At 32.3% G+C, this 22,660-nt stretch carries 21 protein-coding genes and 1 other annotated feature; all 21 genes read left to right on the top strand.

All coding sequences use genetic code 11. The features are described 5' to 3' along the window. Window positions 1-111: 111 nt before the first annotated feature. Window positions 112-1,509 (top strand): cysteine--tRNA ligase, encoded by a 1,398-nt coding sequence (gene cysS / locus IR151_RS18035; protein WP_227437067.1) that lies wholly within the window; start codon window positions 112-114, stop codon window positions 1,507-1,509. A gap of 2 nt (window positions 1,510-1,511) precedes the next feature. Next, the gene (locus tag IR151_RS18030; protein ID WP_227437065.1) at window positions 1,512-1,907 is read left to right on the top strand and encodes a Mini-ribonuclease 3; all 396 of its coding nucleotides are present in this window, start codon (window positions 1,512-1,514) and stop codon (window positions 1,905-1,907) included. A 105-nt stretch (window positions 1,908-2,012) separates the two neighbouring features. Next, window positions 2,013-2,771, top strand: a complete 759-nt coding sequence (thyX, locus tag IR151_RS18025) for an FAD-dependent thymidylate synthase (RefSeq protein ID WP_227437063.1) — start codon at window positions 2,013-2,015, stop codon at window positions 2,769-2,771. Window positions 2,772-2,783: 12 nt separating this feature from the next. Then, on the top strand, window positions 2,784-3,518 hold the full coding sequence (gene rlmB, locus IR151_RS18020) for a 23S rRNA (guanosine(2251)-2'-O)-methyltransferase RlmB (RefSeq protein WP_227437061.1): 735 nt from the start codon (window positions 2,784-2,786) through the stop codon (window positions 3,516-3,518). Window positions 3,519-3,524: 6 nt separating this feature from the next. Beyond that, a complete protein-coding gene (locus IR151_RS18015) occupies window positions 3,525-4,052 on the top strand; it encodes an NYN domain-containing protein (RefSeq protein ID WP_227437059.1) in 528 nt (175 codons plus the stop codon). Between the two features lie 64 nt (window positions 4,053-4,116). Beyond that, entirely contained in the window at window positions 4,117-4,764 is a 648-nt protein-coding gene (gene sigH, locus IR151_RS18010; RefSeq protein WP_227437057.1) for an RNA polymerase sporulation sigma factor SigH, read from the top strand. Between the two features lie 74 nt (window positions 4,765-4,838). Beyond that, window positions 4,839-6,032 (top strand): elongation factor Tu, encoded by a 1,194-nt coding sequence (gene tuf, locus IR151_RS18005; protein ID WP_227437055.1) that lies wholly within the window; start codon window positions 4,839-4,841, stop codon window positions 6,030-6,032. Between the two features lie 249 nt (window positions 6,033-6,281). Further along, window positions 6,282-6,431: a 50S ribosomal protein L33 gene (rpmG, locus tag IR151_RS18000; protein ID WP_003421192.1), complete on the top strand. Its 150-nt coding sequence runs from the start codon at window positions 6,282-6,284 to the stop codon at window positions 6,429-6,431. 23 nt (window positions 6,432-6,454) lie between these two features. Then, window positions 6,455-6,676: a preprotein translocase subunit SecE gene (secE, locus tag IR151_RS17995; RefSeq protein WP_227437053.1), complete on the top strand. Its 222-nt coding sequence runs from the start codon at window positions 6,455-6,457 to the stop codon at window positions 6,674-6,676. Between the two features lie 19 nt (window positions 6,677-6,695). Further along, window positions 6,696-7,238, top strand: coding sequence for a transcription termination/antitermination protein NusG (gene nusG, locus IR151_RS17990; protein WP_227437051.1), 543 nt, complete (start codon window positions 6,696-6,698; stop codon window positions 7,236-7,238). A 39-nt stretch (window positions 7,239-7,277) separates the two neighbouring features. Beyond that, on the top strand, window positions 7,278-7,703 hold the full coding sequence (gene rplK / locus IR151_RS17985; RefSeq protein WP_054268674.1) for a 50S ribosomal protein L11: 426 nt from the start codon (window positions 7,278-7,280) through the stop codon (window positions 7,701-7,703). Window positions 7,704-7,773: 70 nt separating this feature from the next. Next, window positions 7,774-8,472 (top strand): 50S ribosomal protein L1, encoded by a 699-nt coding sequence (rplA, locus tag IR151_RS17980; protein ID WP_227437049.1) that lies wholly within the window; start codon window positions 7,774-7,776, stop codon window positions 8,470-8,472. Window positions 8,473-8,523: 51 nt separating this feature from the next. Then, window positions 8,524-8,652, top strand: a sequence feature (ribosomal protein L10 leader region). Between the two features lie 42 nt (window positions 8,653-8,694). Further along, a complete protein-coding gene (gene rplJ, locus IR151_RS17975) occupies window positions 8,695-9,201 on the top strand; it encodes a 50S ribosomal protein L10 (RefSeq protein ID WP_227437047.1) in 507 nt (168 codons plus the stop codon). 58 nt (window positions 9,202-9,259) lie between these two features. Beyond that, entirely contained in the window at window positions 9,260-9,625 is a 366-nt protein-coding gene (gene rplL, locus IR151_RS17970; protein WP_021382505.1) for a 50S ribosomal protein L7/L12, read from the top strand. Window positions 9,626-10,030: 405 nt separating this feature from the next. Then, a complete protein-coding gene (locus tag IR151_RS17965) occupies window positions 10,031-10,819 on the top strand; it encodes an SDR family NAD(P)-dependent oxidoreductase (RefSeq protein ID WP_227437045.1) in 789 nt (262 codons plus the stop codon). Between the two features lie 462 nt (window positions 10,820-11,281). After that, window positions 11,282-14,998, top strand: a complete 3,717-nt coding sequence (rpoB, locus tag IR151_RS17960; protein ID WP_227437043.1) for a DNA-directed RNA polymerase subunit beta — start codon at window positions 11,282-11,284, stop codon at window positions 14,996-14,998. Between the two features lie 41 nt (window positions 14,999-15,039). After that, window positions 15,040-18,525, top strand: coding sequence for a DNA-directed RNA polymerase subunit beta' (gene rpoC, locus IR151_RS17955; protein WP_227437041.1), 3,486 nt, complete (start codon window positions 15,040-15,042; stop codon window positions 18,523-18,525). A 287-nt stretch (window positions 18,526-18,812) separates the two neighbouring features. Further along, window positions 18,813-19,235: a 30S ribosomal protein S12 gene (rpsL, locus tag IR151_RS17950; RefSeq protein ID WP_227437039.1), complete on the top strand. Its 423-nt coding sequence runs from the start codon at window positions 18,813-18,815 to the stop codon at window positions 19,233-19,235. Between the two features lie 127 nt (window positions 19,236-19,362). Beyond that, a complete protein-coding gene (gene rpsG / locus IR151_RS17945) occupies window positions 19,363-19,833 on the top strand; it encodes a 30S ribosomal protein S7 (RefSeq protein WP_227437037.1) in 471 nt (156 codons plus the stop codon). 48 nt (window positions 19,834-19,881) lie between these two features. Continuing rightward, window positions 19,882-21,948 (top strand): elongation factor G, encoded by a 2,067-nt coding sequence (gene fusA, locus IR151_RS17940; protein ID WP_227437035.1) that lies wholly within the window; start codon window positions 19,882-19,884, stop codon window positions 21,946-21,948. A 91-nt stretch (window positions 21,949-22,039) separates the two neighbouring features. Further along, the coding region (locus tag IR151_RS17935; protein WP_227437034.1) for a GTP-binding protein at window positions 22,040-22,660 on the top strand (621 nt) is incomplete at its 3' end.

The following is a 22,660-nucleotide window of genomic DNA, read 5'->3' as shown; positions in this document are numbered from 1 at the left end:
AAGGATAGTATGAAAAATGATAGTAGTACTATTATTTATTGCAATTTTCAACTATAATATAATATATGATGTTAAGAAAATAATTTATAAAAATACAGTGAGGTGATGAGTGTGAAAGTTTATAATACATTAACTAGAGCAAAAGAAGAATTTGTTCCATTAGAAGAAGGAAAGGTAAAAATGTATGTGTGTGGTCCAACAGTTTATAACTATATCCACATAGGTAATGCAAGACCATTTATAATATTTGATACTCTAAGAAGGTATTTAGAGTATAGAGGATATGACGTAACTTATGTACAAAACTTTACAGATGTTGATGACAAGATTATAAATAGAAGCCACGAAGAAGGAATATCTCCAGAAGAAGTTGCTACTAAATACATAAAAGAGTATTTTGTAGATTGTGATGGATTAGGAATTAAGAGAGCTACTGTTCATCCTCAAGTTACAGATAATATACAACAAATTATAGATTTTATAAAAGAATTAGAAGATAAAGGATATGCATATGCAGTAAATGACGATGTATATTTTGATACAAATAAATTTGAAGGATATGGAAAACTTTCAGGCCAAAAACAAGAAGACTTAGAGGCTGGAGCTAGAATTGAAGTTAATGACCAAAAAAGACATCCTATGGATTTTGTTCTTTGGAAAGCAAAAAAAGAAGGAGAACCAGGATGGGAGAGTCCTTGGGGAGAAGGTAGACCAGGGTGGCATATAGAATGTTCTGTTATGTCTAAGAGATACTTAGGTGAGACAATTGATATACATGCAGGTGGTCAAGATTTAACATTCCCACACCATGAAAACGAAATAGCACAAAGTGAAGCTAGAAGTGGAAAAACATTCTCAAAATATTGGATGCATAATGGATATATAAATATAAATGATGAAAAAATGAGTAAATCAAAAGGGAATTTCTTTACAGTAAGAGATATATCAAAGCTATATGATTTAGAAATAGTGAGATTTTTCATGTTATCAGCACATTATAGAAATCCAGTAAACTTTAGTGATGAAATGTTAAATCAAGCTAAAGCTGGTCTTGAAAGATTGTATAATACCAAAGAAAAATTAGAGTTTACATTAAGTAATTTAAAAGAATCATCTCTAACAGAAAAAGAAGTAGAGCTTGTTAAAGAATTAGATAACTTTAGACAAAGATTTATAGATGCTATGGATGATGATGTCAATACAGCAGATGCAGTAAGTATTATATTTGAATTGGCTAAGTTGATAAATTCTAATGTAGACGAAAATTCTTCTTTAGAGTTAGCTAAGAAGTGTTTAGATGAATTTAATGAGCTTACAGGAGTATTGAATATTGTAAATAAGAAAAAGGATACTGTGCTAGATAAAGACATTGAAGAATTAATACAAAAGAGAACTGACGCAAAGAAAAATAAAGAATTCCAATTAGCGGATGATATAAGACAACAATTATTAGATATGGGAATTGTACTAGAAGACACAAGACAAGGTGTTAAGTGGAAAAGGGTATAAAAATGGAAAAAACTGAATTAGTTACTATGTCACCACTAGTTTTAGCATATTTAGGTGATACAGTGTATGAGACATATATAAGAGAACACTTGATTAGACAAAATACACAGCGAAAAGTTAATGATTTGCATAAGTTAGCCATAAAGTATGTAAAGGCTAAAGCTCAAGCATCAATAATTCATGAAATCGAAAGTGAATTAACAGAGGAAGAGAGTAAAATTTATAAAAGGGGAAGAAATCAAAAATCAAACACTTCTCCTAAAAATGCAGATATTATAGACTATAAACATGCAACTGGATTTGAAGCATTAATTGGATATTTGTATTTGAATAATGAAATAGAGAGACTTCAATATATTATCAATAAAGGAATTAAAATTATTGAAAGAGATATGTAAATATTAAAGAGTGTTGTCTTAATAATAATTAATAAGGCAACACTTTTTTTATAACTAATGTATAATAAATATATAGAAATTAGTAATAAGAAAGGACAAAAATTTATGAAAGTAAAATTAATATCACATACACCTGAACCCGAAAAAGTAATAGCTATGGCAGCTAAGTTATGTTATTCACCAGTTGGGACAGACGAAATAGAAAAAGACTTAACAGAAGAAAGTATAGAAAAATTTTTAAATATGTTATTAAATATAGGGCATGGTTCAATATTAGAACATGCATCTTTTACGTTTTCAATAGAAGGTATTTCAAGAGCTTGTTCGCATCAAATTGTTAGACATCGTATAGCTAGTTTTTCACAACAAAGTCAAAGATATGTTAAATTAGACCAATTTGAGTACATAATTCCTCCTGAAATAGATAAAATAGAAAAAGCAAAAGAGTTATTTGTTAACTCAATGAAAAAGGACCAAGAAGATTATGACAAATTAGTGGAGATATTATTTGATAAGCATTATGATGAACTAATAAAAGAAGGAAAAAATGAGAAAACAGCAAAGAGACAAGCTGAGAAAAAAGCAATAGAGGATGCTAGATATGTATTTCCAAATGCATGTGAAACAAAAATGGTATTTACTATAAACGCTAGAAGTTTATTTAATTTCTTTGAACATAGATGCTGTGAAAGAGCACAATGGGAAATAAGAAACTTAGCTGTAGAAATGTTAAGAGAAGTTAAAAAAGTTGCTCCTATATTATTTAAAAAGACTGGTCCAAGCTGTGTAAATGGAAGTTGTCCAGAAGGAACTATGACTTGTGGTGATATAGTTCAAGTTAGAGAAAAATTTAAATCCTTGTAGGTGGTGAATAGTTTGGCAAGTATTGAAGGAAGAAATCCTGTAATAGAAGCTATAAAGAGTGATAGAGAAATAGACAAAATATTAATTGCTAACTCAGCTAAAGAAGGTTCAATTAAGAAAATAATAGGAATGGCCAAAGAGAAGAATATAATTATACAATATGTTGATAAACATAAGTTAGATGAAGTAAGCACAAGTCATTCGCATCAAGGTGTAATAGCTTATGCAAGTGAATATAAGTATTATGAATTAGATGAGTTAATAGACTCAGTAAAAGGTAAAAATGAAGACCCATTTTTTATTATACTAGATGAAATAACAGACCCACATAACTTAGGTTCAATAATAAGGACAGCAGATGCAGTAGGAGCACATGGAGTTATTATCCCAAAAAGAAGGTCTGTGCACATAACTCCTGTAGTTACAAAAGCTTCTGCTGGAGCTGTAGAGTATATGCCAGTTTGTAAGGTAACCAATATAGTCAATACAATAAAAAGACTGAAAGATGAAGGGCTGTGGATTGCAGCTGCTGATATGGATGGAGAAACTTTTTATAAACAAAATCTTACAGGACCTCTAGGTGTAGTAATTGGAAGTGAAGGTTTTGGAATATCTAGATTGGTTAAACAAAACTGTGACTTTATAGTAAAAATGCCCATGATAGGTAATGTTACATCTTTAAATGCATCTGTAGCAGGTGGTATACTTTTATATGAAATATTCAGACAAAGACTGGATAAAAAGTAAATAAGCATGAGAAGAAACATAAATCACTACTTAATAATAGATGGCTATAATATTATAAATGCGTGGGATAATTTAAAAGAACTGGCGAAAGAGGATTTAGAGGATTCTCGAGAAAAACTTATTGATGATATTATAGAATTTTCTGAGTTCATGGGATATAAGACTATAATAGTTTTTGATGCTTATAATGTTAAGAATTCCCGAGAAAAAGTTGAAAAAAGAAAACACATAACAATAGTTTATACAAGAGAGCACCAAACAGCGGATAGTTATATAGAAAAATTTATAACTTCTCTATCAAAATATGATGATGTAAAAGTAGCTACTAATGACTATGCAGAGCAACAAATGATTTTAGGAAAAGGTGCTATGAGAATGTCTGCTAGAGAATTAAAGTTAGAATTAGATCGTTCCAAGAATAAAATGAAGGAAAAAAATAGCGGTTTAAGGAAAAAAATTCAGCGAAATTGGTTGGAGGAAAGGTTAGATGAAGAAACATTGTCGAAACTTGAGAACATTCGTAGAAAGCGTTGAAATTACTAGGTTCTTTAGACTATAATATACCTATAAATTTGTTTTATATATGGGGGAGATTTACATGTTGGTAGCAAAAGAAAAAAGTTATGAGTTAATAGACAATTGTCAGCAAGATGAGTATAACATTGTATTAAAAGCAAGTGAAGGGGATAAGATAGCACTAGAGTATATTATTACCAAATACAGAAATTTTGTAAAGGCAAAAGCAAAGTCATATTTTTTAATTGGAGCAGATAAAGAAGATATAATACAAGAAGGAATGATAGGCCTTTATAAGGCAGTTAGAGATTTTGATGGAAGTAAGACAAATTCATTTAAATGTTTTGCAGAGATATGTATAACAAGACAAATAATAACTGCTATAAAAACTGCAACAAGACAAAAACATATACCTTTAAATTCATATGTTTCTTTGAATAAACCAATATATGATGAAGAGTCAGACAGAACACTTTTAGATATAATAGCTACAAGTATAGTAACAGATCCAGAAGAACTTATAATTAGTAAAGAAGAATTAAAAAATATAGAATCAAAGATGAACGAATTATTAAGCGACTTGGAATTGGAAGTCCTAGAATTGTATTTGAATGGAAAGTCATACCAGTTCATAGCGGACAAACTTAAAAGAGATGTAAAGTCAATAGATAACGCTTTACAAAGGGTTAAGAGAAAATTAGAAAAACATCTTGAAAACAGAAATGATTAATAGTAAAATACTTACCATAAGCTTATTGTGAGCAAAATTAATTTATATCGAAAGATAAAGGGAGGAAATTCAAAATGGCTAAAGCTAAATACGAAAGAACAAAACCTCATGTTAATATAGGGACAATAGGACACGTTGACCACGGTAAAACTACATTAACAGCAGCAATAACAAAAACATTATATGACAGATACCAATTAGGAGAAGCAGTAGATTTCGCAAACATAGATAAAGCTCCAGAAGAAAGAGAAAGAGGAATCACAATATCAACAGCACACGTTGAGTATGAAACTCCAAACAGACACTACGCACACGTTGACTGCCCAGGACATGCTGACTACGTTAAGAACATGATAACAGGAGCAGCACAAATGGACGGAGCAATATTAGTTTGTTCAGCAACAGATGGACCAATGCCACAAACAAGAGAGCATATACTATTATCAAGACAAGTTGGAGTACCATATATAGTAGTATTCTTAAACAAATGTGACATGGTAGATGATGAAGAGTTATTAGAACTAGTAGAAATGGAAGTAAGAGATTTATTAACAGAATATGATTTCCCAGGAGATGATACTCCAATAGTAAGAGGATCAGCATTAATGGCATTAGAAGATCCAAAGAGTGAGTGGGGAAATAAAATAGTAGAATTATTCGAGCAAATAGATGAATATATACCAGCACCAGAAAGAGATACTGACAAACCATTCTTAATGCCAGTAGAAGACGTATTCTCAATCACAGGAAGAGGAACAGTTGCAACAGGAAGAGTGGAAAGAGGAGTATTAAAAGTACAAGACGAAGTAGAATTAGTAGGATTAACAGAAGCACCAAGAAAAGTAGTAGTAACAGGAGTAGAGATGTTCAGAAAATTATTAGACCAAGCACAAGCAGGGGATAATATAGGAGCATTATTAAGAGGAGTACAAAGAAACGAAATAGAAAGAGGACAAGTACTAGCAAAGACTGGATCAGTAAAAGCACACACAAAATTTACTGCAGAAGTATATGTACTTAAAAAAGAAGAAGGTGGAAGACATACACCATTCTTTGATGGATATAGACCACAATTCTATTTCAGAACAACAGATGTAACAGGAGCTTGTAAGTTACCAGATGGAATAGAAATGGTAATGCCTGGAGATAACGTAACAATGGAAGTAGACTTAATAAATTCAATAGTTGTAGAAGAAGGATTAAGATTCTCAATAAGAGAAGGTGGAAGAACAGTAGCTTCAGGAGTTGTTGCTACAATAATAGAGTAATTCTTATTACTAAACTGATGGATTAAAGAATAATAAAAAGAGGGGTTATGCTCCTCTTTTTTTAACATAGAAATACAAAAACATTGACACAGCATAGGATTTTGTGATAACTTATACAAGGTAATGATTATAGGAAGTTAATAATATCTTAAATACTGTAGATTTTTAATAAATACATATTTTAAAGATATTATATTCACATATATTAACAATATATATTATTGTATTACAAAGTTGGAGGTGTATCAGATGAGAGTTAAAGTAACTTTAGCATGTACAGAGTGTAAGCAAAGAAACTACAACACTACTAAGAATAAGAAAAATAATCCAGACAGAATAGAATTACAAAAATATTGTAGATTCTGTAAAAAGCATACAACTCATAAAGAAACAAAATAGTTTTATAAGGATGTGAGTATGGAATGGCTGCCCAAACAAATGACGGTGCAAAAACTAAAAAGAGATTCAGTTTATTTGGTTATTTAAAAGAAACTAAACAAGAATTGAAAAGAGTTACATGGCCGACAAAAAAAGAATTGTTTAAAAACACAGGTATAGTTTTAACTGTAGTTATTTCATGCACTATATTAGTATGGGGTATAGACACTATATTATCTGGTGCACTAGCGTTATTACTAAAATAGACGAAAAGAGGTAAGTTAAATGTCAGAATTACAAGAAGCAAGTTGGTATGTAGTTCATACTTATTCGGGACATGAAAATAAAGTTAAAGCTACAATAGAAAAAGCAGTTAAAACAAGAAGTATGGAAGACTGCATAAGACAAGTAGTTGTTCCAACAGAAGAGGTAGTGGAAACTACTAAAACTGGAAAAGAAAAAACTAGACAACGTAAAGTTTATCCAAGTTATGTTTTGGTTAAAATGATAATAACTGATGAATCTTGGTATGTAGTAAGAAATACTAAGGGAGTTACAGGTTTCGTTGGACCTGGTTCAAAACCAGTACCATTAAGTGAAGAAGAAGTTAAAGCTATGGGTATAGATACAACTGAACCTAAAGTAGTAAATAGTGATATTGACTTTGAAATAGGAGATACAGTAAAGGTATCTCAAGGACCATTTAGTGGACAAGTAGGAAACATAGAAGAAATTGACTTAGAAAACAGAGAAGTTAAAGTGTGCATAAATGCATTTGGTAAAAGGACTCTATTTGTAATAGAGCTTGAAGGTATAGAAAAAATCTAATACTATTATTATAGAAAAATCTGAGGAGGTGCGCTCAAAATGGCTAAAAAAGTTATAGGTCAAATAAAATTACAAATACCTGCAGGAAAGGCTACTCCAGCGCCACCAGTTGGACCAGCATTAGGACAACATGGTGTTAATATAATGGGATTCACAAAAGAATTTAATGCTAAAACTGCAGATCAAGCTGGAATGATAATACCAGTTGTTATAACTGTATATCAAGATAGATCATTCAGTTTTATAACAAAAACTCCACCAGCTGCAGTTTTAATTAAAAAAGCATTAAACTTAAAATCAGGTTCTGGAGAACCAAACAAAAAGAAAGTTGCTAAAATAACTTCAGCTCAAGTAAGAGAAATAGCTGAATTAAAAATGCCTGACTTAAATGCTGCATCAGTAGAAGCTGCTATGAGTATGATAGCTGGTACTGCTAGAAGCATGGGTGTTGTAGTAGAAGACTAATTAAAAGATACACTTTTTTTTATAAAGTGGGAGGCGAAAAGCCGAGATTAACCACAAGGAGGAAAATAAAATGGCTAAAAAAGGTAAAAGATATGCAGGTGCATTACAAAAAGTAGATAGAACTAAGTTCTATGATGCATCAGAAGCATTAACATTAGTTTCAGATATAGCTGGAGCTAAATTTGACGAAACAGTAGAAGCACACATTAAATTAGGTGTTGACTCAAGACATGCTGATCAACAAGTAAGAGGTGCAGTTGTATTACCTCACGGAACTGGTAAAACTAAAAGAGTTTTAGTTTTTGCTAAAGGTGAAAAAGCTAAGGAAGCTGAACAAGCTGGTGCTGATTTTGTAGGAGCTGAAGAATTAGTTCAAAAAATACAAGGTGAAAACTGGTTTGATTTTGATATAGTAGTTGCTACTCCAGACATGATGGGTGTAGTAGGTAGATTAGGTAGAGTATTAGGACCAAAAGGTTTAATGCCAAACCCTAAATCAGGAACAGTTACATTTGATGTAGCTAAAGCTATAGACGAAATAAAAGCTGGTAAAGTTGAATACAGATTAGACAAAACTAACATAATACACGTTCCAGTAGGAAAAGTATCATTTGGTGGAGAAAAATTATCTGAAAACTTTGCTGCATTAATGGATGCTATAATAAAAGCTAAACCAGCTGCTGCTAAAGGACAATATTTAAGAAGTATAACTGTAGCTTCTTCAATGGGACCTGGAGTTAAAATAAACCCAGCAAGAACAGCTGAATAATAAAACTGTTGACACAGGTTGACAAAAATGTTATCATATCATTTGTCAATGTAAAAAAGAATAGATTTGCCGTAGATAGTGGGTGCGAAAGCTTAATATCCCACCGAGGTTTTAGATAAATTGAGATTACTAAAGCTTTTGATGTCTACTTTTGGCAACAAAAGCTTTTTATAATGTTGCGGTAAATACTAAGCCTATTTGGTGAAGGAGGTGCACATCTAGATGAGAAAAGCTATAGAAATTAAATCAGAAGTTGTTTCTGAAATAGTTGAAAAGTTACAAAAATCTTCTGCTGCCGTTGTTGTTGATTACAAAGGGTTAACAGTTGAAGAAGTAACTGAGTTAAGAAAACAAATGAGAGAAGCTGGTGTAGATTACAAAGTATATAAAAATACTTTAGTTAGAAGAGCAGCTAAAGAAGTTGGTATAGAGCAATTCAATGAAGAATTATTAATTGGTACTAATGCTATAGCATTTGGATATGATGATCCAGTTGCTCCAGCTAGAATATTAAAAGGATTCATGGATTCTCATCCAAAGATGAAATTAAAGATGGGTGTTGTAGAAGGTGTATTCTATGACGAAGCTAAGATTGTTGAAATGGCTAACATACCATCAAGAGAAGTTCTTATCGCTAAATTACTTGGTAGCTTAAAAGCTCCAATATCAAACTTTGCATACTTAATAGATGCAATAGCGAAAAAGGCAGAAGGTCAAGAAGAAGCTTAATTGCTTAACTAAAAAATTATAAATATTAATTTGAAAAGAAAATTCGGAGGTGCTAAAAATGACAATAGAACAAATATTAGAAGCTATAGAAAATATGAAAGTTTTAGAATTAAATGAATTAGTTAAAGCTGCTGAAGAAAAATTCGGCGTATCAGCTTCAGCTCCAGTAATGGTAGCTGGTGCAGCTGCTGGTGGACCAGCTGCTGAAGAAAAAACTGAGTTTGATGTAGTATTAGCTGAGGTTGGTTCTTCAAAAGTTGGAGTTATAAAAGCAGTTAGAGAAATAACAGGATTAGGATTAAAAGAAGCTAAAGAAGTAGTTGACAATGCTCCTAAGACAGTTAAAGAAGGAGCTTCTAAAGAAGAAGCTGATCAAATAAAAGAAAAATTAGAAGCTGCTGGAGCTAAAGTAGAAGTTAAGTAGTTTCTTTAAAAAGATACCCATTTGGGTATCTTTTTTTATTTATAAAAAATTGTGAATAGAATATTTCTATAAAATAAAAAAAATTTATATAATAGTATTAAATTAAGGGTATCATATAGTTTGTAATGAGATTTTAATTTAATACTATTAAAGAATATGTTTTTACTATGTTAAATACAGATGTTAAATTAAAATATAAACAATTATTGTAATGTGCATATATAAGGTGATATAATAAAAGACAAATTATATAAAACTACATATTGTTTTAAAAATTTACAAAAATACTTTAAAAATAAAATGTAATAAATAATTAATTAACAAATACAAATTTAAAATGAGTGAAATACTTCTAAAAATCGAAATATGTAGATTTTAAGAAATGCATTTAAGGAGGAGTTAATAATGGAAAAATTACAAGGTAAAGTTGCAGTGGTTACTGCAGCAACTAAAGGTATTGGATTAGCATCAGCTGAAATATTGGCACAAAATGGAGCAGTTGTATATTTAGCAGCTCGTTCAGAAGAATTGGCTAATGAAGTTATAGACAGAATAAGTGCAGAAGGCGGGTGTGCTAAGTTTGTTTATTTTAATGCTCGTGAAGAAGAAACGTTTACTTCAATGATAGAAGATGTAGTTAAAAAAGAAGGTAAGATAGATATACTTGTAAATAATTTTGGTTCGACAAATCCCTCACTTGATAAAGACCTTTTAACTGGAGATACAGATAATTTCTTTGATACAGTAAATACTAATTTAAAAAGTGTATATTTACCATGTAAAGCTGCTATTCCTCATATGATAAAGAATGGCAAGGGAAGTATAATAAATATATCTAGTATAGGTTCAGTATTGCCTGACCTATCTAGAATAGCTTATTGTGTATCAAAATCAGCAATCAACTCATTAACTCAAAATATAGCAACACAATATGCAAAAGACAATGTTAGATGTAATGCTGTACTTCCAGGCCTTATTGCAACCAAAGCTGCTTTAGATAATATGTCTCCAGAATTCATAAAGGAGTTCCTAAAGCATGTTCCTTTAAATCGTATAGGGAAACCAGAAGACATAGCAAAAGCTGTTTTATTCTATGCTAGTGATGATTCATCCTTTATAACAGGAGACTTACTTGAAGTAGCTGGAGGATTTGGTTTACCTACGCCACAGTTTGCAGATAATATATTAGGATAATTATATTACTAATATAATAGTAAAAATAAAAAACTTAATTATAGTAGAAATTCTATTTTTATAAAGACTGTAGATATAATTTATGATGGAAATAGTTTAAGATTTAAAACTCCAGAGTAAATTCATTTATGGTCTTTATTTTGTATATTTAACAGCTTTTGTATAAATATAATTATTTACTAGTACTTATTTATGAAATTATAATTAAATATGGGTATGGTATTAGAATGTAACTTTTTCTAGAAAATTAAACCGATAAATGAAAAAATTGGATTTTATATTGGAGAATTGTACATAATACATAATATATGCTTAAAATAATTTACAAAAAATCAAAAATAATGCATAGTTTACATATAAGATAAAAAATATATTGAAAAATACTTGACATTATGCTAAAATTATTAGATGCGTTAGAATGAACTATTGTTTTATTTTTAATTATTGAGAGGTGAAAAGTGAATGCCACATCCTGTCACGATAGGTAAAAGAACTAGAATGAGCTTTTCTAAAATTAAGGAAATAGCTGATGTGCCAAATCTTATAGAAATTCAAGTAGATTCCTATGAGTGGTTTTTAAAAGAAGGTTTAAAAGAAGTGTTTGATGATATTTCACCAATAGAAGATTATACTGGTAATCTTATATTGGAATTTGTTGACTACTCTTTAGACGATAAACCAAAGTACGATATAGAAGAGTGTAAAGAGAGAGATGCTACATATTGTGCACCTCTAAAAGTTAAGGTAAGACTTATAAATAAAGAAACAGGTGAAATAAAAGAACAAGAAGTATTTATGGGTGACTTCCCTTTAATGACAGAAAGAGGAACTTTCGTTATAAATGGGGCAGAAAGAGTTATCGTAAGTCAATTAGTTAGATCTCCTGGTGTTTACTATGCGGAAGAGAGAGACAAAACAGGTAAGAGATTAATTTCATCTACTGTAATTCCTAATAGAGGAGCATGGTTAGAATATGAAACAGATTCTAACGATGTAATATCTGTAAGAGTTGATAGAACAAGAAAACAACCAGTTACAGTTTTACTTAGAGCTTTAGGAATAGGGACAGATGCAGAAATAATTGACCTTTTAGGAGAAGACGAAAGATTATCTGCCACATTAGAAAAAGATAATACTAAGACAGTAGAGGAAGGTCTTGTTGAGATATATAAAAAATTAAGACCAGGTGAACCACCTACTGTAGAAAGTGCATCATCTTTACTAAATGCTTTATTCTTTGATCCAAAGAGATATGATTTAGCAAAAGTTGGTAGATACAAATTTAATAAAAAGCTTGCTTTATGCTATAGAATTATGAATAGAATTTCAGCAGAAGACATAATAAATCCTGAAACAGGAGAAGTATTTGTAAAAGCTGGAGAAAAAATAAGCTATGAGTTAGCTAAAGATATACAAAATGCAGGTATAAATGTAGTAAATCTATTAATGGATGATGATAAGAAAGTTAGAGTTATAGGAAATAATTTTGTAGACATTAAGTCTCATATTGATTTTGACATAGATGATTTAAACATAAAAGAAAAAGTGCATTATCCAACATTAAAAGAAATTTTAGATGGATATAGTGATGAAGAAGAAATAAAAGAAGCTATAAAATCAAGAATTAAAGAACTTATACCAAAACATATATTATTAGACGATATAATAGCTTCAATAAGTTATGAATTCAATATCTTCTATAATATAGGAAACATTGATGATATAGACCATTTAGGAAATAGAAGAATAAGATCTGTAGGAGAATTATTACAAAACCAAGTTAGAATTGGTCTTTCAAGAATGGAAAGAGTCATAAAAGAAAGAATGACAGTTCAAGATATGGAAGCTATAACGCCTCAAGCGTTAGTTAACATAAGACCAGTTTCAGCTGCAATAAAAGAATTCTTTGGTAGTTCTCAGTTATCTCAGTTCATGGACCAAACAAATCCTTTATCTGAGTTAACACATAAGAGAAGACTATCAGCTCTTGGGCCTGGAGGTCTTTCAAGAGAAAGAGCTGGATTCGAAGTGCGTGACGTTCACCATTCACACTACGGTAGAATGTGTCCGATAGAGACTCCAGAAGGACCAAATATCGGTCTTATAAACTCTCTTGGAACTTATGCGAAAATAAATGAGTTTGGATTTATAGAATCACCATATAGAAAATTTGATAAAGTAACATCAACAGTTACTGATGAGATACATTATTTAACTGCTGATGAAGAAGATTTATTCGTAAGAGCTCAGGCAAATGAGCCATTAACAGACAATGGTAAATTCGTAAACCATAGAGTTGTTTGTAGAACTGTAAATGGTGCTGTTGAAATGGTTCCTGAAAGCAGAGTAGATTACATGGATATATCTCCTAAGCAGGTTGTATCTGTTGCCACTGCTATGATACCTTTCTTAGAAAATGATGATGCCAACCGTGCCCTTATGGGAGCGAACATGCAACGTCAGGCAGTGCCTCTAGTTAGAAGAGAAGCACCAATTATAGGAACTGGTATAGAATATAGAGCTGCAAAAGACTCTGGAGCAGTTGTTGTTGCTAGAAATTCTGGTATAGCAGAAAGAGTAACAGCAGATGAGATAATTATAAAAAGAGAAGATGGAAACAGAGATAGATATAATCTACTTAAGTTTAAACGTTCAAACTCAGGTACTTGTATAAATCAAACACCTATAATAACTAAAGGTGAGCAAATAGTGCAAGGAGATGTTATAGCAGACGGTCCAGCAACTGATTTAGGAGAAGTAGCACTTGGAAGAAACTGTCTTATAGCATTCATGACTTGGGAAGGTTATAACTACGAAGATGCCATATTAATAAATGAAAGATTAGTTAAAGAAGATAGATTATCAACAATTCATATAGAAGAATATGAATGTGAAGCTAGAGATACAAAACTAGGGCCAGAGGAAATAACTAGAGATATACCTAATGTTGGAGATAGTGCAATTAAGAACTTAGATGACAGAGGTATAATAAGAATAGGTGCAGAAGTAGATTCAGGAGATATACTAGTTGGTAAAGTAACTCCAAAAGGGGAAACTGAACTTACTGCTGAGGAAAGATTACTTCGTGCAATATTTGGTGAAAAGGCTAGAGAAGTTAGAGATACTTCACTTAAAGTACCTCATGGTGAATCTGGTATAATAGTTGATGTAAAAGTATTTACTAGAGAAAATGGAGATGATTTATCTCCAGGAGTAAATGAATTAGTAAGATGTTATATAGCTAAAAAGAGAAAAATAAAAGTTGGAGATAAAATGGCTGGTCGTCATGGGAATAAAGGGGTTATCTCAAGAATATTACCAGAAGAAGATATGCCATTTATGGAAAATGGAACTCCACTAGATATAATACTTAACCCACAAGGTATACCATCACGTATGAACATCGGTCAGGTTTTAGAGGTTCATTTAGGACTTGCTGCTAAGACTTTAGGATGGTATGTTGCAACATCAGTATTTGATGGTGCCAATGAGTATGATATAATGGATGCTCTTGAAGAAGCTGGATATCCTAGAGATGGTAAATTAACTTTATATGATGGTAGAACAGGTGAAACTTTTGATAATAGAATAACTGTTGGATATATGTACTACTTAAAACTACATCATTTAGTTGATGAAAAACTACATGCAAGAAGTACTGGACCATACTCATTAGTTACTCAACAGCCACTAGGTGGTAAAGCACAATTTGGTGGACAAAGATTTGGAGAGATGGAGGTTTGGGCTCTAGAAGCATATGGAGCTGCTCACATACTTCAAGAAATACTTACTGTTAAGTCTGATGATGTTGTAGGTCGTGTTAGAACTTACGAAGCTATAGTTAAAGGTGAAAACATACCTGAGCCAGGAATCCCAGAATCATTTAAGGTTCTTATAAAAGAACTTCAAAGTTTATGCTTAGATGTAAAAGTATTAACAGATGAAGATCAAGAAATAGAAGTAAGAGAATCTGTAGATGAAGATGACACAATAGGTGAATTTGAACTAGATGTTGTAAATAACATGGGAGAAGTTGAAGAAAGTAATATAATAGAAGAAATTGAAGATGATTTTACGGAAACCGTAGAAGATGAGGATATAGAGAATTTAGAAGAATTTGCTGAAGAAGATTTATTTGAAGAAGAAATAGACTTTGATGGTGATGACTTTGATATGTAAATTTAATTAATGTAAATCTCAAATAGAAGGGAGAGAACTCCTTGTTTGAATTAAACAATTTCGAGTCGATAAAAATAGCATTGGCTTCTCCAGAAAAAATAAGACAATGGTCTAGAGGAGAAGTTAAAAAGCCAGAAACTATAAATTACCGTACTTTAAAACCAGAAAAAGATGGTCTTTTCTGTGAAAGAATATTTGGACCACAAAAAGACTGGGAGTGCCATTGTGGTAAATATAGAAGAGTTAGATACAAAGGTGTAGTTTGTGATAGATGTGGAGTAGAAGTAACTAAATCGAAAGTAAGAAGAGAAAGAATGGGACATATAGAGCTAGCAGCTCCTATGTCTCACATCTGGTACTTTAAAGGTATACCAAGTAGAATGGGACTTTTACTTGATATGTCACCAAGATCATTGGAAAAAATACTATACTTTGCTTCATATGTAGTAGTTGATCCAGGAGAAACTGGATTGAATGAGAAGCAGTTATTGACAGAAAAAGAGTATAGAACTGCTCTTGAAAAATATGGATATACTTTTACTGTAGGTATGGGTGCTGAAGCTGTAAAGATATTGTTACAAAACATAGACTTAGAGCAACAAAGCAAAGACCTAAGAGCGGAATTAAAAGACAGTACAGGACAAAAGAAAGTTAGAACAATAAGAAGATTAGAAGTTGTAGAAGCATTTAAAAAATCTGGGAATAAACCAGAATGGATGATTTTAGATGCGATACCAGTAATACCACCAGATTTAAGACCAATGGTACAACTTGATGGTGGAAGATTTGCAACTTCAGACTTAAATGATTTATATAGAAGAGTTATAAACAGAAATAATAGACTTAAGAGATTATTAGAGCTTGGAGCTCCAGATATAATTGTAAGAAATGAAAAGAGAATGCTTCAAGAAGCAGTTGATGCATTAATAGATAATGGTAGAAGAGGTAGACCTGTAACAGGGCCTGGAAATAGACCACTTAAGTCTTTATCAGATATGTTAAAGGGTAAACAAGGTCGTTTCCGTCAAAACTTACTTGGTAAGCGTGTTGACTACTCAGGACGTTCTGTTATAGTTGTTGGACCAGAACTTAAATTCTATCAATGTGGTCTTCCAAAGAAAATGGCACTAGAACTATTTAAGCCATTTGTTATGGATAAACTAGTTAAAGAAGGATATGCACATAATATAAAAAGTGCAAAATCTATAGTAGAAAAAGTTAAGCCAGAAGTTTGGGATGTTTTAGAAGATGTTATAAAAAGCCATCCAGTTCTTCTTAACCGTGCGCCGACTCTGCATAGATTAGGTATACAAGCATTTGAACCAATCTTGGTTGAAGGTAAAGCTATAAAGCTACATCCACTTGTGTGTACAGCTTACAATGCAGACTTCGATGGTGACCAAATGGCAGTCCATGTACCTTTATCAGTAGAAGCACAAGCAGAAGCAAGATTCTTAATGCTTTCTGTAAACAACATTCTTGCTCCTAAAGATGGTTCTCCTATAACTACTCCATCTCAGGATATGGTTTTAGGTTGTTATTATCTAACAATAGAAGCACAAGATGATGCTAAAGGAACAGGAATGGTATTTAAAGACTTTAATGAGCTATTACTTGCTTATTACAATAAATCAGTTCATCTACATGCGTTAGTAAAACTAAAGGTGACTCTTGAAGATGGAAGAAGTTCATTAGTTGAAAGTACAGTTGGTAGATTTATATTTAATGAAAGCATACCTCAAGATTTAGGATTTGTAGATAGAAATGAAAACCCATTTGCTCTAGAAGTTGACTTCTTAGCAGATAAAAAATCTCTTGGTAAAATAATAGATAAGTGCTTTAGAAAACATGGAAATACAGAAACAGCGGAATTACTAGATTATATAAAATCTCTAGGATTTAAATATTCTACATTAGGTGGTATAACAGTTGCTGTTGCTGATATGAGTGTTCCAGAAGAAAAGAAAGTATTTATAGCTGAGGCAGAAGAAAAAGTTGATAAATATGAAAAAGCATACAGAAGAGGTTTAATATCTAATGAAGAAAGATATGAAAAAGTTATAGAGACATGGACAGAAACAACTGATAAGGTTACTGATGCTCTTATGGGTGGACTAGATAGATTAAACAATATATATATAATGGCACATTCAGGAGCCAGAGGTTCTAAAAACCAAATTAGACAGCTAGCAGGTATGCGTGGTCTTATGGCCAATGCATCTGGTAAAACAGTTGAGATACCAGTTAAATCTAATTTCCGTGAAGGTTTATCAGTACTTGAATACTTTACATCTTCACATGGTGCCAGAAAAGGTCTTGCCGATACAGCTATACGTACGGCTGAATCTGGATACTTAACAAGAAGACTTGTTGATGTAAGTCAGGATGTTATTGTAAGAGAAGTAGATTGCGGAACAGAAGATACTACAGAAATTTATGCTATAAAAGAAGGAAATGAAGTTATAGAAGAAATATATGATAGAATTGTAGGAAGATATACTATAGACCCTATATTAAATCCTGAAACTGGTGAAGTTATAGTTGAAGCTGATGCTATGATACAAGAAGATGAAGCAGAAACTATAGTAGATTTAGGAATTGAAAAAATTAGGATAAGAACAGTTCTTAACTGTAAAACTAATCATGGAGTTTGTTCTAAGTGCTATGGTAGAAACTTAGCTACAGGAAAAGAAGTTAATATAGGTGAAGCAGTTGGTATAATAGCAGCTCAATCTATAGGTGAGCCGGGTACTCAGCTTACAATGCGTACATTCCATACTGGAGGGGTTGCAGGAGCCGATATAACTCAAGGTCTTCCAAGGGTTGAAGAATTATTCGAAGCTAGAAAACCAAAAGGTTTAGCTGTAATAACTGAAGTATCTGGTAGAGTTGAAATAGATGAAACTGGAAAGAGAAAAGAAGTAAATGTAATACCAGAAGAAGGCGAAACTCAAACATATGTGATACCATATGGTTCTAGATTAAAAGTTAAGCAAGGACAGATATTAGAAGCTGGAGATCCTTTAACACAAGGATTTATAAATCCTCATGATATAGTAAGAGTAAAAGGTGTTAAAGGTGTTCAAGAATATATAGTTAAAGAAGTTCAAAGGGTTTATAGACTTCAAGGGGTTGATGTTAACGATAAGCATATAGAAGTTATAGTAAGACAAATGCTATCTAAAGTTAAAGTTGAAGACCCAGGAGATACAGATTTATTACCAGGTGGATATGAAGATGTATTAACATTTAATAGATGTAACGAAGAAGCTATAGCTAAAGACTTAAGACCAGCAGTTGCTAAAAGAGTATTACTTGGTATAACTAAAGCATCTCTTGCAACTGATTCATTCTTATCAGCAGCTTCATTCCAGGAAACAACAAGAGTATTAACAGAAGCTGCAATAAAAGGTAAAGAAGACCACCTAATAGGGCTTAAAGAGAATGTTATATTAGGTAAGCTAATACCAGCAGGAACAGGAATGAAGAAGTATAGAAATATAGCTGTTGAAAAAATTGAAGATTAATGGCAGATAGAGTAAAGAAATCTTGACAACCATTATTTGTGGTGTTAAAATAGTAAAGTGTGTTGTTTAAAAGTACACTAAGGGCTTATATGAGCTCTTAGTGACTTTTAAATGGCAATAAACAAGAACTAAAAGCATCAAGCTAGAAAAATGCTAATATCACATATTCATGTGTTATAGACATTAAATTGTAAGTAACAAATGTTACAATCAGTCAGTATGAGTATTCATATTGATGTAGTTGGCGGTCACTGATAAGATCGAAAATTTGGAAGGAGGTGCAGATGATGCCAACAATTAACCAATTAGTTCGTAAAAGTAGAAAAGCAGTTGAAAAGAAATCTACTGCTCCAGCATTACAAAAAGGTTACAACTCTTTAAACAAGAAAGTAACTGACGCTAGTGCTCCACAAAAAAGAGGGGTTTGTACTTCAGTAAAAACAGTTACTCCTAAGAAACCTAACTCAGCTTTAAGAAAAGTTGCCAGAGTTAGATTAACTAATGGTATAGAAGTTTCTGCTTATATACCAGGAGAAGGACATAACTTACAAGAGCATAGTGTTGTTCTTATAAGAGGCGGAAGAGTAAAAGACCTTCCAGGGGTTAGATACCATATACTAAGAGGTACTTTAGATACAGCAGGTGTTGATAAGAGAAGACAATCAAGATCTAAGTATGGTGCTAAGAAACCTAAGGACGCTAAAAAATAAAAACAATTAATGATTGATTATAGTTCGGTGCTTTAAATATATATATAGATATTTATGGCATCACGGCATTAAATAATTTATGTCGAGTACCTATGATTTAAGTTAAATAATTAAGGAGGGAAGCGAAATGCCAAGAAAAGGTAATGTTCCAAAGAGAGAAGTTTTACCAGATCCTATGTATGGGAGTAAGGTAGTTACTAAATTAATAAATAATTTAATGGTAGACGGAAAAAAAGGAAAGTCTCAAACAATAGTTTATGATGCTTTCACAGTTATTGCTGAAAAAACAGGAGAAGATGCTTTAGAAGTATTTAATAAGGCAATGGATAATATAATGCCTGTTTTAGAAGTAAAAGCAAGAAGAGTTGGTGGGGCAAACTACCAAGTACCAATCGAAGTTAGACCTGAAAGAAGACAAACATTAGGTTTAAGATGGTTAGTAAAATACACTAGAGCTCGTGGAGAAAAAGGAATGGTTGATAAATTAGCTAAAGAAATAATGGACGCAGCTAACAACACAGGAGCTTCAGTTAAGAAAAAAGAAGATACTCATAAAATGGCAGAAGCTAATAAAGCATTTGCTCATTATAGATGGTAGGATATATAGATATCTTATAAAATTGAGGATATCATAAGGAGGATAACCATGGCTAGAAAGTTTCCTTTGGAAAGAACTAGGAATATAGGAATCATGGCTCATATAGATGCAGGGAAAACTACTACTACAGAAAGAATCCTGTTTTATACTGGGCAAACTCATAAGATAGGAGAAACTCATGAAGGGGCTTCTCAAATGGACTGGATGGAGCAAGAAAAGGAAAGAGGTATAACAATAACTTCTGCCGCTACTACTGCTTCATGGAAAGACCATAGAATAAATATAATAGATACTCCTGGACACGTGGACTTCACAGTTGAAGTTGAAAGATCTCTAAGAGTTCTTGACGGTTCAGTTGCTGTATTCTGTGCAAAAGGTGGGGTTGAACCTCAATCTGAGAATGTATGGAGACAAGCTGAAACTTATGGAGTACCTAGAATAGCTTTTGTAAATAAAATGGATATATTAGGAGCAGATTTCTACAATGTTGTAAGCATGATGAAATCTAGATTAAATTCTAATGCAGTTCCTATGCAATTACCAATAGGTAAAGAAGATTCATTTATAGGTATAATAGACTTATTAAAAATGGATGCTGTTATATACAAAGACGACTTAGGTGTTGAAATGGAAGAAACAGACATACCAGAGGATATGAAAGAATTAGCTACAGAGTGGAGAGAAAAATTAGTTGAAGCAGTAGCTGAAACTGACGAAGAGTTAATGATGAAATATCTTGAAGGTGAAGAACCTACTATAGATGAACTAAAAGTTGCTATAAGAAAAGCTACTATAGCGTGTGAGATGAACCCAGTTTTCTGTGGTACAGCTTATAGAAACAAAGGTGTTCAGTTAGTAATAGATGCAGTTTTAGATTACTTACCAGCACCAACTGATATAGCAGCTATAAAAGGTATATTGGAAGATGGAGAGGAAGCTGAAAGACATTCTTCTGATGAAGAGCCATTCTCTGCATTAGCATTCAAAATAATGACTGACCCATTTGTTGGAAAACTAGCGTTCTTCAGAGTTTACTCTGGAACATTAGAATCTGGTTCTTATGTTTTAAATGCAACTAAGAATAAGAGAGAAAGAATTGGTCGTATACTACAAATGCATGCCAATACAAGAGAAGAAATAACTAAAGTTTATGCTGGAGATATAGCAGCAGCAGTAGGATTAAAAGATACTACTACTGGAGACACATTATGTGATCCTGCTAATCCAATAATACTTGAATCTATGGAATTCCCTGAGCCAGTTATATCTGTTGCTATAGAACCAAGTTCTAAAGCAGCTCAAGAAAAAATGGGTATAGCTCTTCAAAAATTAGCTGAAGAAGACCCAACTTTCACAGTTAAAACTGACCAAGAAACAGGACAAACTATAATATCTGGTATGGGTGAATTACACTTAGAGATAATAGTAGATAGATTATTAAGAGAATTTAAAGTAGAAGCCAAAGTTGGTGCTCCACAAGTTGCATATAGAGAAACTATAACTCAACCAGTTGATGTTGAATACAAGTACTCTAAGCAATCAGGTGGTAGAGGACAATATGGTCACGTTAAGATTAGAGTTGCTCCTCAAGAGCCAGGTGAAGGATACAAATTCACAAACAAAACTGTTGGTGGATCTGTACCAAAAGAATATGTTGGTCCAGTTGACATGGGTATACAAGGAGCTATGCAATCTGGTATAGTTGCTGGATATCCAGTTGTAGACGTTGCTGTTGAGTTATATGATGGTTCTTACCATGAAGTTGACTCTTCTGAAATGGCGTTCAAGATGGCTGGTTCAATGGCATTCAAAGATGCTATGAAGAAAGGTAATGCAGTTCTTTTAGAGCCTTACTTTAAAGTAGAAGTTGTTACTCCAGAAGATTACATGGGAGATGTTATGGGTGACTTAAACTCAAGAAGAGGATTAATCCAAGGAATGGAAGCAAGAAGTGGTGCACAAGTTATAAATGCATTTGTTCCACTTTCAGAAATGTTTGGATACTCTACAGACCTAAGATCTTCAACTCAAGGTCGTGCAACTTATACAATGATATTCGATCACTATGAACAAGTTCCAGCTTCAGTTGCTAAAAAGATAGCTGAAGGAAAATAATTTAAAAATTAATTAATAATATAAATATAAAAAATAATCAGCAAGACGAGACTTGTCTCGTCTTGCACAAGATAAAGGGAGGAAATTCAAAATGGCTAAAGCTAAATACGAAAGAACAAAACCTCATGTTAATATAGGGACAATAGGACACGTTGACCACGGTAAAACTACATTAACAGCAGCAATAACAAAAACATTATATGACAGATACCAATTAGGAGAAGCAGTAGATTTCGCAAACATAGATAAAGCTCCAGAAGAAAGAGAAAGAGGAATCACAATATCAACAGCACACGTTGAGTATGAAACTCCAAACAGACACTACGCACACGTTGACTGCCCAGGACATGCTGACTACGTTAAGAACATGATAACAGGAGCAGCACAAATGGACGGAGCAATATTAGTTTGTTCAGCAACAGATGGACCAATGCCACAAACAAGAGAGCATATACTATTATCAAGACAAGTTGGAGTACCATATATAGTAGTATTCTTAAACAAATGTGACATGGTAGATGATGAAGAGTTATTAGAACTAGTAGAAATGGAAGTAAGAGATTTATTAACAGAATATGATTTCCCAGGAGATGATACTCCAATAGTAAGAGGATCAGCATTAATGGCATTAGAAGATCCAAAGAGTGAGTGGGGAAATAAAATAGTAGAATTATTCGAGCAAATAGATGAATATATACCAGCACCAGAAAGA

It is taken from the genome of Clostridioides sp. ES-S-0006-03 (assembly GCF_020662275.1).
Lineage (GTDB): Bacteria > Bacillota > Clostridia > Peptostreptococcales > Peptostreptococcaceae > Clostridioides.
The sequence above is the reverse complement of the archived record's forward strand: the minus strand, read 5'-3'. Positions and strand labels throughout refer to the sequence as shown.